Origin of the sequence: Pseudomonas sp. FP2335, from assembly GCF_030687535.1 — a bacterium.
Lineage (GTDB): Bacteria > Pseudomonadota > Gammaproteobacteria > Pseudomonadales > Pseudomonadaceae > Aquipseudomonas.
In genome coordinates, this window is the sequence record NZ_CP117437.1 from 3,858,296 (window position 1) to 3,873,412 (window position 15,117).

Sequence of the window (15,117 nt, forward strand, 5' to 3'; positions counted from 1 at the left end):
TGGCTCCCCCGGTCCGCTTTAATGTCTCATATCAGGCACATGTAAAAGTCATAACCAAAATGAAACTCGCAGACAGGCGATTTGAGCCTGCACCAGATTTTCTCTGACTATAAGTTAAGATAAAACAGCTCCACTTCTTGCGGATCTTCGGCAATTTTCAAGACAGCTTTATATTTTTCCTCAAGGTCTTGGATTAGCCCTCCAACACTCAGCAAATAGAGAGCAGGATAATCAGTAGAGGAGCGGATCCATTCACCTGAATCAACCTCATCAAACCATCCCTGCGCTAGCCCAATACTACTCAGCAACTGCTCTTTCCAGTCAGCTCTTTCCTCGAGCTTTTCGAATGAATAAAGCCATATTGAAAATCGGTCATTGAAGCGCTCAAGCGTTTCTCCAGGGCTTTTCAGTGCCCGCCAATCGGTCAGTTCGACGACAACGTGGTTAGATGTGCGTATTTTTATAGTCTGCTCGATAATGGATCGCGACCAGCTTTCTGGATATGTAAACCTTTCGTCTCTAAGCGCTTTATCAAGAACAGTGTTGACGCCCACCATCAAAGCCGGATCGGAAAGCTGGAGCGTCAGATGAAGAGAAAACCACCCCTTATTCTTGGACAAATTCATCGTATAGCGAAAGGTCCGACCACTTTCGCTTAGCCTTTCAAAACATCGTCCTTTTTTTAGCACATACCCACATTCAGCAAACGGCCCTGCTAAAAACGAAGTGAGTATTTTCAACACATCCTTTACGGTATCAGTCATTACAACAACCTCCAAAGTGGAACCCTAGCCTCACTTACAGTGACACCTTTTGTACTTTTTCCAGACCGTCCAAATATACCTTCCCCATCAGAGATCACTTTATCTTTTGCAAGCTGTGCGTTCGACCTTACTGCACCGCCGGATTTAACTTCAACCGAAACAACTTTTCCTGACTTGTTGTTTCTTATCAAAATATCAACGTAGCGTCCTCGCCCGGCACCTGGCGTTTTGACATAAACCTGTGTACCAAGAACGGTCACATTGGGGTTATTCAGTAGTTTTTGATGTACCAGATATTCAGCTGCCTTACCGTTGGTTTTGTTCTGCTGACGCTGTGCTGAAGAACACGTCCAACCCCAGGGATCGATCCACCCAAAAGGGTTTGGTGAGTACTGATAGAGATTCAGGCCACCCGCCAACCCAACCGGATCCGGCGTCGTAAACCGCCCCACATCCGGGTCATAAAACCTGAATGTATTGAAGTGCAGCCCCGTCTCCCGATCCAGATACTGCCCCTGCAACCGCAGGTTCTGTTCTTCAATGTAGTCAGGCTCACGTACCTCTTCCAGCGTGCTGCCCCACACCCGATAGATCGCGCTCCAGACCTTAGGCCCGTCGGTTTCAGTCAACTGCTCCGGCAAGCCGTTGAGGTTGTTGTGGTAGTAGCGGATCTTCTGTTGCGGACCGATGCCATCGACTCGCGCCAACGGCTCGTAGCCTTCGTCTACGTAGACGTAAAGGCTGGTCTGGCGGTGTTTATGCTCCTGCAACAGGCGCAGGCCATCCCAGGTGAAGCGGGTTTCGCCCAGCAGACGACCGCTGCTGTCCCGCTCGGTTTTGGCGATGCGCCGACCCAGTGGGTCGTAGGTCATGTGCACCATATTGCCGCTGGCGTTGTGCACTTCGATCAGCCGGTGCTCGGCGTCGTAGGTGAAACGTTGCAGGCCACGCAGAGTACTGCGTTTTTCGATCATTCGACCGAAGCCGTCGTAGCGGTAGCGTTTGTCCTGGTAGGTCAGTAGCTTGTTGTGCCTCACTAAGCCGGCACTAGACTGTGCCCCGTCCAACAGGTTGGCGGCAGCATCGTAGCCGAAGGTTTCCAGCTGGCCTTGAGTGCTGTCCTGACTAGCGATAATCCGGCCGGTTGCGTCGTAGTGCAGCAGTTGGCGTTGACCGCCTTCCAAACGACCGATCAGATTGTCAGCCGGGTCGTATTCGAAAGTCTTTTGTTGGGCTGGTGGCAACTGTCGGGGCTGGCCTGTAGGGCGGCGCGTTCGCGAACGCAACCGACCGCAACGGTCGTATTCGCTGCGGGTGGTGATCTGGCCTTGGGTACGCAGGACTTCGCGGTGCAGGCGGTCGCGTTCGAAGTCGCTGATGACCTGGCCGTCCAGGTTGATCTGGTGCAGGTGGCCGCTGCCGTAGTAAAGGCGGTTGAGCCAGCGGCCATCGGGCAGTTGCGTCTGGCTCAAGTTGCCGAGTTCATCATAGTGGTGTTGCAGCTTGCCGGTAGCACTCTGCTCGCACGTCAGTTGGCCAAGCGCGTCATAGGCAAAACCCAGTGCTTGAGCATTGCCTTGCCGGTCGGTGGTGGTGACGTCGGTGAGTTGGTCCAACGCGTCGTAGGTGTATTCGGTTCGGCCCTCGTCAGTCTCCTTGATCCGCATACGCCCAACAGCGTCGCGTTGCAGGCGATGCACGGTAGGAGATGCATCATCCAGCGGGACGTATTCGACGGAGACCACGTTACCCAGCGCGTCATAGGCATAACGCCGCGCACTGCCATCGAGGTCTTGCTGTTGCGTGAGTCGATCGCCCTGGTCCCAGGCGAAGCGATAGTGCTCGCCGTTTTCGTTGGTCAGGGTTTGCAATCGACCGTAGGCATCGTGCCGATATTCGATCTGGCGGCCATGGGCATCAATGCGCCGCACCAGCTGCCCGCGCCGGTCATATTGGTAGCGGGTAGTGTGGCCCGCCGCATCGGTGTAGGCGCTCAACTGACCACTGGTGTTGCGCAGGTAATGTTCAATGTAACCGTAGGGCCGTTCGATTTGCAGCAATCGGCCGTGGCTGTCGTGTTGATAGCGCTGCCGCTCACCAACTGCATCGATAAAGGTTTGTAAATGACCTCGACGGTCGTACTCGAACCTTGTGGCATAGCCCGAACAATCGACCTGCTCGATCAACTGCCCGGTTTCATTCCAGCGCTGGATTTTGCGCTTGCCCGTGGCGTCGGTGATTTCGATGACCTGCCCAACTCCATCATGGTGATAGCGCACAACGTGCCCCAGCGGGTCGGTTTCACTGACGCAATTGCCGCGTTGATCGTATCGATACTGCCAGCTGTGGCCGGCTGCATCGGTTTCAACCAATGGCAGCGACCAGTGTTCCAGCCACACCGTCGATTCAATACGGCCCAGCGGATCTTGTGTGCTGCACAGATTGCCGGATTCGTCGTAGCCGAATCGCCACTGGCCACCCAGAGGATCGGTAGCCCCCAACAACTGGCGCTCGTCATTCCAATCGAACTGCCAGGTGTGCCCCAGGTTGTCGGTGTATTCGGTGATCTGGTACTGCGGGTTCCACTTGCGGGTGCTGACCCGTTGCAAGCCATCGGTAATCCGCGTAAGCCCGACTAGCAGGTCGTAGTCAAACTGATAATCGTCGCCCTCATCGGTCCAGTGCCGTACCACTCGCCATTCACGGTCGTCCACACAGGCCCATTGGTAAAAGCAGCGCAGGCCGGTGGGCAGTTGGTGTTCGACCATGCGCTGGCCGCTGTCATAGGCGAAGCGGCGCTGAACATGCCCATCGGCATCGCGCACGGCTGCAAGATCGCCGTGCGTATCGTAGGTATAGCTGGAGAGCGTTTCACGACGGTGATCGGGGTACAGGCGCTCGATCTGTTCGACACGGCGGGGCCATTGCTGGCTGTAGCTCAGCTCGATTCGCACAACGCCAAAGGTATCGCGCAACTGGCTCAGGCGGCCCTGATCGTCATAGTCGAGGAAAACGCGGTTGTCATTGCGATCTCCCCACTGGCCCAAGCGCAAATGCGCAGGGTTGTCCGGTGTGGGTTCGAACAGCCGATACAGCCCGTCGACACGCTCAATCAGCAGGTGGCCGCTGGCATGGCGGCGTACGCTCAAGCCTTCGCCGGCGCTGAACACCGCAGCACCTAGCGGGATCACGCCCATGTCGATCTGCCGAGCCTGCTCGTCGGTGTAGATCAGCCGTTCGCCGCCTTTGGGATGCGGGCCCATTTCGACGAAAACCTCATAGGCCACACTCCAATTCGCACCGAACAGACCGTTACGGCGCTCATCCCGGCTGCTGTAATAGCGCTGCCACTCGATTGGCAACAGGCCAGGCAATGCAAAATCCAGGTCGTCGTCACCGTCGAGCATCTTCGCCCCCGTGGCGCAGTGCACCGGGTTGGGCGAGCCGCGCACTGCTGACGCAAGCGCGTTGCTCACCTGCCCTGTGCCCCACGACACCAACCCACCTACCGTCATGCAAGGCAACGTGCTGAAGAACTTCGCCCCACCACCGCGCGATGCCAACAACGCCGTTACCGCCAGCCCTACACCCGGCGCCTTGCCGCTGCGAATCTCACGCACCACCACCGGCGCGCCGCCGATGACCACGTTGGACGAAATCTGCACCTTGCCCACCGTGGCTTCGCAGGTGCTTCTGTCCCCACTGCGCACGGCGGGCTGGCCGTTGATGAATACCTTGCTGGAACCTTCGGCGAGGTACTGCTCCGGCATGGGCGGGTGTTTAGTGCAGTCGACGGTATCGGCAGGACAAGGCACAGCGCCCGCCACCGGCGCAGCGACCGTAGGACGCCAGAGCTGAGAGAAAAAACCTTCGGCGATATCCAGATAAGTCGGTTCACTGCCCGCTTCTGGCACGGCGGCGGCGATTTTTCCGGCCGCCCGCGCTGCAGGCTTGCCGTTGATAAACACATCCGGCGAACCGTTGCTGATGAATACATCGATGACGGGTGGGAAGAGTGCGTTGGCGAAAGACTCACATAATCGCGAAAGGCCTTTATCGGCGCCGCTTGCACCCATGCCGAGCCCGACCACCACACCGACCGCGGCCCCCAGCACAACGCAGCCTAGGCCACCTGTCGCCACGCTGATGCCGGTTGCAGCCACGACGGCCGCCGTGGCCAGTGCCGTCACGGCCACCGTCGCCGCAACTTCCAGCACGCCGCCCAACACATCCGCCAACATCGAGCTGTGCAACAGCGCGTCGCCTTCGCGGGCAGCCCACAGCGTATCCGTCATGCGCAACAGTCCCTGTCCGAAAAGGCAGGATCAAATCACGCAGTACCGTTATTTCTCAGGTGAGACTTTCCGAGGGGGTCGTAGGATGGGTCCCAAAGACCGCTTGAGCACCGGCCAGCACGAGGCTGGCCGGCGGTAGATCAACGGCTGGCGAAGTACATGGTCACTTCAAAGCCGATACGCAGGTCGGTAAACGCGGGTTTTTTCCACATGGGACGTTCCTCTTGTTGTGCCGGAAGATTCCGGTCGGGTCATTAATGCATGGGGGGTGTGGGAGGCGAATGCTACTTTCGAAGGAGTTCGCGCACTGCAATGGTCTCAGGCAGACAGGGATCCAAATGTGGGAGCTGGCTTGCCTGCGATAGCGGTGGGTCAGCTACAAACTTGTAACTGATACACCGCCATCGCAGGCAAGCCAGCTCCCACAGGGGACTGCATTTCAAGCCTGGAGGGTTAGAAGAACCCCAACGGATTGATGTCGTAGCTCACCAGCAGATTCTTGGTCTGCTGGTAGTGATCCAGCATCATCTTGTGGTTCTCACGCCCCACACCCGACTTCTTGTACCCGCCAAACGCCGCATGCGCCGGGTACAGGTGGTAGCAGTTGGTCCACACGCGGCCGGCCTTGATCGCGCGGCCCATGCGGTAGGCACGGTTGATGTCGCGGGTCCACAGGCCGGCACCGAGGCCGAATTCGCTGTCGTTGGCGATCGCCAGGGCTTCGGCTTCGTCCTTGAAGGTGGTGATGCCCACCACCGGGCCGAAGATTTCTTCCTGGAACACACGCATCTTGTTGTGGCCCTTGAGCAGGGTCGGCTGGATGTAATAGCCGCTGGACAGGTCGCCCTCCAGACGCTCGGCCGCGCCGCCGGTGAGCAGCACCGCGCCTTCTTCCTGGGCGATTTTCAGGTACGAGAGGATCTTGTCGTATTGCTGCTCGGACGCCTGGGCGCCGACCATGGTCTCGGTGTCCAGCGGGTTGCCGCGCTTGATCTTGACGATCTTTTTCATCACCTCGGCCATGAACGCGTCGTAGATCGACTCCTGCACCAGCGCCCGCGACGGGCAGGTGCACACTTCGCCCTGGTTGAAGAACGCCAGCACCAGGCCTTCGGCGGCCTTTTCGATGAACTGTGGCTCGGCGTTCATGATGTCTTCGAAGAAGATGTTCGGCGACTTGCCGCCCAGTTCCACGGTCGACGGGATGATGTTCTCGGCGGCCGCATGCATGATGTGCGCGCCGATGGGCGTCGAGCCGGTAAAGGCGATCTTGGCGATGCGCTTGCTGGTGGCCAGCGCTTCGCCGGCTTCGCGGCCAAAGCCCTGGACGATATTCAGCACGCCCGGTGGCAGCAGGTCATTGATCAACTCGGCAAACACCATGATCGACAGCGGCGTCTGCTCGGCCGGCTTGAGCACGATGCAGTTACCAGCGGCCAGGGCCGGGGCGAGTTTCCAGGCCGCCATCAGCAGCGGGAAGTTCCACGGAATGATCTGCCCGACCACGCCCAATGGCTCGTGGAAGTGATAGGCCGCGGTGTGTTCGTTGATCTCGGCGGCGCCGCCTTCCTGGGCGCGGATGCAGCCGGCGAAGTAACGGAAGTGGTCGGCAGCCAGGGGCACGTCGGCGTTGAGGGTTTCGCGCACGGCCTTGCCGTTGTCCCAGGTCTCGGCCACGGCCAGTACTTCAAGGTGCTGCTCGATACGGTCGGCGATTTTCAGCAACACCAGCGCGCGGTCCTGGGCCGAGGTCTTGCCCCAGGCGTCGGCGGCGGCGTGGGCGGCGTCGAGGGCCTTGTCGATGTCGGCGGCGCTGGAGCGTGGGAATTCGGCGATGACTTCGCCGGTCACCGGCGACGTATTGGTGAAGTAGTTGCCATCGATCGGCGCGACAAATTCACCGCCGATGTAGTTGCCGTAGCGCGCCTTGAAGCTGACGATAGCGCCTGGGGTGCCGGGTTGTGCGTAGATCATGATGAGGCCTCTGTCGGGGTCCGGGCCTGTTGGTCAACAGGCGATGAGCCGATAGTAAAGAGCCCCCGCTACCGGGCGAATGCGCCGTTGGCAGGGGGGCTATGGTCATTTGGTCGTAGAACTAGTGCTTGGCCACCAGTTCCTTGGGCAACTTGAAGGTCCAGAGCATGCCGCCCTGGTTGAAGTCCTTCACGCGCTTGGCCACTTCACCGCCCCACAACGGCACCGCGCCACCCCAGCCGGAGACCACCGAGACGTACTGTTCGCCGTCCATGTCCCAGGTCACCGGCGAGCCGAGCACGCCGGAGCCGGTCTGGAACTCCCAGACTTTCTCGCCGGTCTTGGCGTTGAACGCTTGCAGGAAACCTTCCGGCGTGCCGGTGAACACCAGGTTGCCCTTGGTGGTCAGCACCCCGCCCCACAGCGGCGCGAAGTTCTTGTGGCGCCACACTTCCTTGCCGGTTTTCGGGTCGATGGCGCGCAGCACGCCGATGTAGTCCTCGTTCAACGGCTTGATGGTGAAGCCCGCGCCGAGGAATGCCGCGCCTTTCTTGTAGGCGATGCCTTCGTTCCAGATGTCCATGCCCCACTCGTTGGACGGCACGTAGAACAGCCCGGTGTCGCGGTTGTAGGCCATCGGCATCCAGTTCTTGGCACCGAGGAACGCCGGCGCTACGAACACCGAAGTGCCCTTGGTTTCACTGCCCGGCGCGCCGGGGCGGCTGGCTTCGTTGTAGATCGGCCGACCGTTCTTATCCAGGCCGGTGGCCCAGGTGATCTTGTCCACGAACGGGAAGCCACGGATGAATTTGCCGTTGGTGCGGTCCAGCACGTAGAAGAAGCCGTTGCGGTCGGCGGTAGCCGCCGCTTTGATTTCCTTGCCGCCTTCGGTGTAGTTGAACGAGATCAGCTCGTTCACGCCGTCAAAGTCCCAACCGTCGTGGGGGGTGCTCTGGAAGTGCCATTTGATGGTGCCGTCGTCCGGGTTCAGCGCCAGGCGCGAAGACGAATAGAGGTTGTCGCCCGGGCGTAGATGGGAGTTCCACGGCGCCGGGTTGCCGGTGCCGAACAGCAGCAGGTTGGTTTCCGGATCGTAGTAGCCGCCCAGCCACGGCGCCGCACCGCCGGTCTTCCACAGGTCGCCGGGCCAGGTCTTGCCCGCCTCGCCGCCGGAAATACCGTTCTCCACCGCCTTGCCGTCCTTGTACACGTAGCCCATATGGCCTTCGACAGTCGGACGGGTCCACAGCAGGTCGCCGTTTTTCGGGTCATAGGCTTCGATCTTGCCGACCACGCCGAACTCGCCACCGGCCACGCCGGTGATCAGCTTGCCGTTGATCACTAGGGGCGCGGCGCTGATGGAGTAGCCTTCCTTGTGGTCGGCCACCTTCTTGCTCCACACCACCTTGCCGGTGTCCTTGTTCAACGCCACCAGCTTGGCGTCAAGGGTGCCGAAGAACACCAGGTCGCCATACAGCGCCACGCCACGGTTGATCACGTCGCAGCACGGACGGATGTCATCGGGCAGGCGCGCGTCGTATTGCCAGAGTTTCTTGCCGGTGCGCGCATCCACCGCGAACACCCGCGAATAGGAACCGGTGAGGTACATCACCCCGTCCTTGACCATCGGTTGCGCCTGCTGGCCGCGCTGTTTTTCGCCGCCAAACGAAAACGCCCAGACCGGGCGCAGGTCCTTGACGTTGTCCACGTTCAGCGTGTCCAGCGGGCTGTAGCGCTGGCCCTGCACGCCGAGGCCGTTGGTGACGATCTGCTCGGGGTTTTTCGGGTCCTGGAGAATGTCCTGGTCGGTCACGGCGGCCAGGGCCTGGCCGGATAACAGGATGGCACCGAGCAACACACTCAAGGCGAAGGGTTGGCGGCGTGCGGGTTGGGTCATGACGGCTACCTCTGCGGTTTTTTGTTATACCCGGGAAATTTTCCCGGTCTGGTGCAGATTCTTGGGCGCAGGGGCCGCCGTCACAATTGACCGCAGTATCGAGTTTGCTAGTTCCTTAGTAGCGGGTGCATCTGCTCGCGCTCGTAGCGCGGGTACAGGTGGCTGACGCTGCGGATCAATTCGTAGCGGGCAAGGCTGATCGCGGCGAAGCGCTCGGGGATCGGGCTGCGGATCATCTCGCTCATGTCATTGCCGTTGGCGGCGCCGTCGCGCAGCAGTTGATCGAGCCAGCTCAGGTAGTCGCGCATCTGTTCGAAGGGCTGCGCATCCGTGGCGATCGGGCCGTGACCGGGCACCACCAGGGTCCAGGGCAAACCTTGCAGGGTGGTGATGTCGGCCAGCCAGGCGGAGAGTCCGGGGCTGTTGGGGGTGGTCAGGGCGCGTTGGTAGAAGACCAGGTCGCCGGTAAACAATACGCCGGTGCTCTGGTCCAGAATCGCCAGGTCGGCGCCGGTATGCCCGGTCAGCGCCAGCAGGCGCAGATCATGATTACCGAAGCTGCGCACACCGGGCTCCAGCACTTGGCCCGGCAACACCACTTCAGTGCCGCGCATCCAGTCGCCGACCATGCGATAGAGGTTTTCCGCCATGCTGTCGCCTTGCTCGTGCAACAGCTTTGTGGTGTCGGCCAGGGCGCCAATGGGCACGTCCTTGAATGCCTGATTGCCCAAGGCGTGGTCGGGGTGATGATGGGTCAGCAACACCTGGATCACCGGTTTGGACGTGACACTGGCGATGGCCTGGCGCAAGGCTTCGCCGTAGCGTCTGGACGGCCCGGTATCGATCACCACCACGCCCGCCTCGGTGACGATAAACGCCACATTGACGATATTGCCGCCATTGGCCTTGGCGAAATTCTCGGTGCTGCCTTCCAGCAGCCAGGTGCCTTCGGCGATCTGCCGGGGTTTGAGGGCATAGTCCATGTCGGCCACGGCGGGCAGACTTAGGGCCAGGCATAACAACAGTATCCAGCGCATGCCGCGCTCCTTCTGGTCAGGGGATGGCCGCGTCGAACTGGTTGCCACTGTTGTCGCGCAGCACCAGGCGCGTCTGCCCGGCGCCCTCGATGTCGAACGCCAGGTTAGGGTTCTCGCTGACCGCCGGGAACAGCTCCAGCTCGGCCATGACCTGGCCGTTGTCCCCAAGCAGTTGGGCGTGGTTGAGGTAAAACTCGGGGATGCCGCTGACCATGCCGTTGTCCATCGGATGCGCAACCTGCACGCGCACGCGGCTGTACTCGCCACGGGGATAACGCCCGCCGAGTACCTCGCCGATATGCTCTTCCCACCCCGGCTGGGTGCGCACCACGCTCGGCGCGGTGCAGCCGCCGCCTGCCGCGTCGATCAGGGTCGAGCCGACGTGCCACACGCCGTCATCGGTCAGCACCGCGGCGCGCAGCGGCGTGGCCTGTTCGATGCGGATGCGCAGCGACAGCCAGGGCAACACCCCGGCCTTGGGTTGGAAGTCGACGATTTTTGGCAGCGGGTTCAGCTCGGCCCAGGCGAAGATGCGCACCACCCGGCCCTTGAAGGCCCGCGCATCGATTTCCAACGGTACCTGCCGCGCGTCTTCGGCGAACGGCGGTGCCAACAGCTTGACCCGCTCGTCGAACACGAACGGCGCGTCGTTCAGGAACTGCTTGTGATAGAACGCCCACATCACCGACGGCACCGGATCGACCTCACTGGCGGGCGCGGCCAACGGCAACAGGCAGGCCAGTAACACCGTCAGGCGCCAGTTCATTGGTACATCTCGGGCACTTCGTAACGCAGGCCGTATCGGCTGTAGATCGCTTGCAGGCTGCCATCGCGGATCAGGCCTTCCAGCGCTTCCTCCACGGCATAGGCCAGTTGCCGATTGCTTTCATGCACCGCCATGCCGATCTCCCAACGTTGCCGCCCCATGTTCGGGTAAGCGTTTTGCGCCAGGGCCAGTTGCGGGTCGTTGGCCTGATGCACCTGCCAGTCAATCTCGCCACGCATCGCCATCACCGCGTCGACCTCCCCGGCCTTCATCGCCGCAAAAGCCTGGGGCACGTTGGGATAGTGACGGGTCTTGCGCGCCAGCATGCCGTTGAACACCGAGGTCAGGTAAAACGACGGCACGCTGTCGACTTCGACACCAATGGGGTGTTCCTCGAACACCGCCACGCTGGCGACCTTGTCCAGGCGGCGGCGGTCGTACGCCACCTGCCATTGTTCGTTCTGGTACGGCCCGAACATCACCACATGGCCGTTTTCCAATTCACCCTGGTCGTTGCGCCGCTGCGCGTATTCGTGGTCGTAAGGCGCGCGCAGCATCAGGTCGGCCAGTTGCTGGTTGTGCAACGGGCTGCCGCGCCAGATGTAGTCGCGCAGGTCGTCGTCGAGCTTCTCGCCGGCCGGCGCCCAGATCAGCTTCAGTTGCACGCCCAGGGCCTTGGCCAGCGCCTGGGCCAACTCCACGTCCACCCCGCGCGGGGTGCCGCCGTCGTCGAAACTGTAGGGGGCAAAATCCTTGTACACCGCCACCTTCAACTCGCCGGCGGCGATCATCTGGTCATAGCTGCGCACCTGGGCCTGTGCCGCCTGGCAGCACAGCAAGGCCAGGCCGAACACGGCGCTGAGCAGGCGCATGGCTTACTCCTCGACGCGCACGGAATCCAGGTACGTACGCACCGCCCACAGGGCTTCCTGGCTCAGGTAGTCGGCCATTTTCGGCATGTATACACGGCCATCCCGCACCGCACCGTGGCGCACGCGCTCGACAAACCACTCATCCCCGGCATCGCCTTCGTCTAGCATGCGCAGGTCGGGGGCGATGCCGCCGGACTTGGCTTCCAGACCGTGGCACGCGGCGCAGTTCTGGTTGTAGGCGGAGGAGCCGATTTCGACGGCCCTGTCGTGCTCAGGGGACTTGCGATACGGGTTGTTGGCGGCCCAGCCATCGGCGTCGAGCGGTACGCCCGCATCCTTGATCGGCGTCAGTCCTTTGGTCTCCACAGCCTGGGGCACCACGTTGCCATGGGCCCAGACGTTACCCACACCGATCACACCCACCAACAGGCCGGCCACGAGCAAGGCATTGCGTTTTGTTGTCATTATTTTTGTCCTCAGGATTGCACGCAAACCTCATTGCAGAGGCTATGGCAACCATCTTAGGAACCCGCCGTCCAGCACCGTATGCTGCTTTGGTGGTCGCGTCCTACTCCCTTGGTAGTAGGGCTTGTGGGGCACGTCCAAATCAGCGGCGGTTCGGGAAGTCTTCCCGGCAACAGCGGGAAATTTTCCGTATCCAGCCAGCGCCTCGGCGCACCACCCTGTGCAGGCCAAAACCTCAACTGGGAACTGCAAACCATGACAATAAGATCGCTCCCCTCCCGCTCCCCCGTAAGCCTTGCCGTGCAAGCCTTTTTGCTGGTGGGCAGCCTGTCCTTCAGTGCGGCAGGTTTTGCCGCCGCCGAACCTGCCGCCAAGCAAACGCGCAACGTCACCTGGGAAGACATCGCCAACGACCACCTGACCACCAAGGACGTGCTGCAGTACGGCATGGGCACCAACGCCCAGCGCTGGAGCCCGCTGGCCCAGGTCAACGACAAGAACGTATTCAAGCTCACGCCGGCCTGGTCTTACTCGTTCGGCGATGAAAAACAACGCGGCCAGGAATCCCAGGCCATCGTCAGCGACGGCGTGGTCTACGTCACCGGCTCGTACTCCCGCGTATTCGCCCTCGACGCGAAGACCGGCAAACGCCTGTGGACCTACAACCACCGCCTGCCAGACAACATTCGCCCGTGCTGTGACGTGGTCAACCGCGGCGCAGCGATTTTCGGCGACAAAATCTACTTCGGCACCCTTGATGCGCGCCTGATCGCCCTCGACAAAAACACCGGCAAAGTGGTGTGGAACAAGAAGTTCGGCGACCACGCCGCCGGCTACACCATGACCGGCGCACCCGTGCTGATCAAGGACAAGGTCAGCGGCAAGGTGCTGCTGATCCACGGCAGCTCCGGCGATGAATTCGGCGTGGTCGGCCAGCTGTATGCGCGCGACCCGGACACCGGCGAAGAGGTGTGGATGCGCCCGTTCGTGGAAGGCCACATGGGCCGCCTCAACGGCAAGGACAGCACCCCGACCGGCGACGTCAAGGCGCCTTCGTGGCCGGATGACCCGACCACCGAAACCGGCAAGGTCGAGGCCTGGAGCCACGGCGGCGGTGCACCTTGGCAGAGCGCGAGCTTCGATGCCGAGACCAACACCATCATCGTCGGCGCCGGCAACCCCGGCCCGTGGAACACCTGGGCGCGCACGTCCAAGGACGGCAGCCCCCACGACTTCGACAGCCTCTACACCTCCGGCCAGGTCGGCGTCGACCCAAGCACCGGGGAAGTGAAGTGGTTCTACCAGCACACACCAAACGATGCCTGGGACTTCTCCGGCAACAACGAACTGGTGTTGTTCGACTACAAGGGCAAAGACGGCAAAGTGGTCAAGGCCACCGGCCACGCCGACCGCAATGGTTTCTTCTATGTGGTGGACCGCAACAACGGCAAGCTGCAAAACGCCTTCCCGTTCGTGGACAACATCACCTGGGCCAGCCACATCGACCTCAAGACTGGCCGCCCCGTCGAGAACGAAGGCCAACGCCCAGCCAAACCGTTGCCGGGTGAAACCAAGGGCAAGCCGGTGGAAGTCTCGCCGCCGTTCCTCGGCGGCAAGAACTGGAACCCCATGGCCTACAGCCAGGACACCGGCCTGTTCTACATCCCGGGCAACCAGTGGAAAGAGGAATATTGGACCGAAGAGGTCAACTACAAGAAGGGCTCGGCGTACCTGGGCATGGGTTTCCGCATCAAGCGCATGTATGACGACCACGTCGGCACCCTGCGGGCGATGAACCCCACCACCGGCAAGGTGGTGTGGGAGCACAAGGAACACCTGCCGCTGTGGGCCGGCGTGCTGGCGACCAAGGGCAACCTGGTGTTCACCGGCACCGGCGACGGATTCTTCAAAGCCTTCGACGCGAAAACCGGCAAGGAGCTGTGGAAGTTCCAGACCGGCAGCGGCATCGTCTCCCCGCCGATCACCTGGGAACAGGATGGCGAGCAGTACATCGGCGTGACCGTTGGCTACGGCGGCGCGGTGCCGTTGTGGGGCGGCGACATGGCCGAGCTGACCAAGCCGGTGGCACAGGGCGGGTCGTTCTGGGTATTCAAGATTCCGAGTTGGGATCTGAAAACCGCTCAACAATAACCCTTACAAGGTGGCTGTAGTGAGCGGGCTTGCCCCGCGCTGGGCGGCGAAGCCGCCCTAAGACCAGACACCTCGGTCCCTCTGAAACACCGCGGCGGACCGTTTGGGGCGGCTTCGCCGCCCAGCGCGGGGCAAGCCCGCTCACTACAAAGGTATCGTGATGAACTATTTGCCCGTATTGCTCCTGATCGCTGTCTGCGTGGCCCACGCCGATGACGACACCCCGCTGATCATCAACGGCTGCACCCTTGCCGAACACAGCCAATGCCCCGGCGCCAACCTCAAGGGCGCTAACCTGCGCAACCAGAACCTCAGCGGCATGAACCTGACCGGCGCCGACCTGCGCGATGCCGACCTGCGCCACGTCAACCTCGACCTGGCCAACCTGGAAAAAGCCCAACTGCAAGGCGCCAACCTCACCCGTGCCAGCCTGCAACAGGCCAACCTGCGCCTCGCCGACTTCAGCGGCGCCACCTTGATGGCCGTACAAGGCTGGGGCCTGTTTGCCCAGGGCGCGCAATTTGAAAACGCCAACCTCAGCGCGGCCTATCTGCAATTCGCACGTCTGTCGGGGGCGAAGATGCACAAGGCCAACCTGCGTGCGGCAGACCTGGAAATGACCTGGCTGAGCAAGGCAGATCTGCAAGGGGCGGATTTGAGCGATGCCAATTTGCAGGAGGCCAAATTCGGGGAAAGCAATCTGGAGAAGGCCACCCTTACGGGTAGCCGCCAGCACTATGCGAACTTCCAGGATGCGAATATGGAGGGCTGCAAGGATTGCCCCACCACCTGGGATCGTTAGCGCACCGCAGACCTATAGGTGTGTGAGCTTGTGTGGGAGCGGGCTTGCTCGCGAATGCGGTGTGTCAGTATCAGATAGGCTAGCTGACCCACCG

General features: G+C 61.2%; 11 protein-coding genes. 2 read left to right on the forward strand and 9 right to left on the reverse strand.

The annotated features are described in order from the left end of the window. Positions 1–107: 107 nt before the first annotated feature. The 9 genes from PSH81_RS17180 to pedF form a co-directional block, all read right to left on the reverse strand. Positions 108–764, reverse strand: a complete 657-nt coding sequence (locus PSH81_RS17180; RefSeq protein ID WP_305391154.1) for a hypothetical protein — start codon at positions 762–764, stop codon at positions 108–110. Then, positions 764–5,059: an RHS repeat-associated core domain-containing protein gene (locus tag PSH81_RS17185; protein WP_305391155.1), complete on the reverse strand. Its 4,296-nt coding sequence runs from the start codon at positions 5,057–5,059 to the stop codon at positions 764–766. Before PSH81_RS17185 ends, PSH81_RS17180 begins: the two co-directional genes overlap by 1 nt. A 140-nt stretch (positions 5,060–5,199) precedes the next feature. Beyond that, complete coding sequence (gene pqqA / locus PSH81_RS17190; RefSeq protein WP_020289857.1) at positions 5,200–5,271, reverse strand: pyrroloquinoline quinone precursor peptide PqqA; 72 nt, start codon at positions 5,269–5,271, stop codon at positions 5,200–5,202. Between the two features lie 241 nt (positions 5,272–5,512). After that, positions 5,513–7,033, reverse strand: a complete 1,521-nt coding sequence (locus PSH81_RS17195; protein WP_226457756.1) for an aldehyde dehydrogenase family protein — start codon at positions 7,031–7,033, stop codon at positions 5,513–5,515. 121 nt (positions 7,034–7,154) lie between these two features. Further along, positions 7,155–8,930, reverse strand: coding sequence for a PQQ-dependent methanol/ethanol family dehydrogenase (locus PSH81_RS17200; protein ID WP_192296681.1), 1,776 nt, complete (start codon positions 8,928–8,930; stop codon positions 7,155–7,157). A 107-nt stretch (positions 8,931–9,037) separates the two neighbouring features. Then, positions 9,038–9,967, reverse strand: coding sequence for a quinoprotein relay system zinc metallohydrolase 1 (locus tag PSH81_RS17205; protein WP_305391156.1), 930 nt, complete (start codon positions 9,965–9,967; stop codon positions 9,038–9,040). Positions 9,968–9,983: 16 nt separating this feature from the next. Next, complete coding sequence (locus PSH81_RS17210; RefSeq protein WP_305391157.1) at positions 9,984–10,733, reverse strand: quinoprotein dehydrogenase-associated SoxYZ-like carrier; 750 nt, start codon at positions 10,731–10,733, stop codon at positions 9,984–9,986. Beyond that, positions 10,730–11,605, reverse strand: a complete 876-nt coding sequence (locus PSH81_RS17215; RefSeq protein WP_305391158.1) for an ABC transporter substrate-binding protein — start codon at positions 11,603–11,605, stop codon at positions 10,730–10,732. The genes PSH81_RS17210 and PSH81_RS17215 overlap by 4 nt, the downstream gene beginning before the upstream one ends. A gap of 3 nt (positions 11,606–11,608) precedes the next feature. Further along, on the reverse strand, positions 11,609–12,070 hold the full coding sequence (gene pedF, locus PSH81_RS17220) for a cytochrome c-550 PedF (RefSeq protein ID WP_226457752.1): 462 nt from the start codon (positions 12,068–12,070) through the stop codon (positions 11,609–11,611). 255 nt (positions 12,071–12,325) lie between these two features. Between pedF and exaA the strand changes: the two genes are divergently transcribed. After that, positions 12,326–14,221 carry a quinoprotein ethanol dehydrogenase gene (exaA, locus tag PSH81_RS17225; protein WP_305391159.1) on the forward strand — a complete coding sequence of 632 codons (1,896 nt, stop codon included), beginning with the start codon at positions 12,326–12,328 and terminating at the stop codon, positions 14,219–14,221. Between the two features lie 160 nt (positions 14,222–14,381). Beyond that, on the forward strand, positions 14,382–15,023 hold the full coding sequence (locus PSH81_RS17230; RefSeq protein ID WP_305391160.1) for a pentapeptide repeat-containing protein: 642 nt from the start codon (positions 14,382–14,384) through the stop codon (positions 15,021–15,023). Positions 15,024–15,117: the final 94 nt, after the last annotated feature.

Bases quoted from the DNA above. Each gene is read 5' to 3' on its own strand.
- PSH81_RS17180 (WP_305391154.1), bottom strand. From the start codon at position 764: ATGACTGATACCGTAAAGGATGTGTTGAAAATACTCACTTCGTTTTTA.
- PSH81_RS17185 (WP_305391155.1), bottom strand. From the start codon at position 5,059: ATGACGGATACGCTGTGGGCTGCCCGCGAAGGCGACGCGCTGTTGCAC.
- PSH81_RS17195 (WP_226457756.1), bottom strand. From the start codon at position 7,033: ATGATCTACGCACAACCCGGCACCCCAGGCGCTATCGTCAGCTTCAAG.
- PSH81_RS17200 (WP_192296681.1), bottom strand. From the start codon at position 8,930: ATGACCCAACCCGCACGCCGCCAACCCTTCGCCTTGAGTGTGTTGCTC.
- PSH81_RS17205 (WP_305391156.1), bottom strand. From the start codon at position 9,967: ATGCGCTGGATACTGTTGTTATGCCTGGCCCTAAGTCTGCCCGCCGTG.
- PSH81_RS17210 (WP_305391157.1), bottom strand. From the start codon at position 10,733: ATGAACTGGCGCCTGACGGTGTTACTGGCCTGCCTGTTGCCGTTGGCC.
- PSH81_RS17215 (WP_305391158.1), bottom strand. From the start codon at position 11,605: ATGCGCCTGCTCAGCGCCGTGTTCGGCCTGGCCTTGCTGTGCTGCCAG.
- pedF (WP_226457752.1), bottom strand. From the start codon at position 12,070: ATGACAACAAAACGCAATGCCTTGCTCGTGGCCGGCCTGTTGGTGGGT.
- exaA (WP_305391159.1), top strand. From the start codon at position 12,326: ATGACAATAAGATCGCTCCCCTCCCGCTCCCCCGTAAGCCTTGCCGTG.
- PSH81_RS17230 (WP_305391160.1), top strand. From the start codon at position 14,382: ATGAACTATTTGCCCGTATTGCTCCTGATCGCTGTCTGCGTGGCCCAC.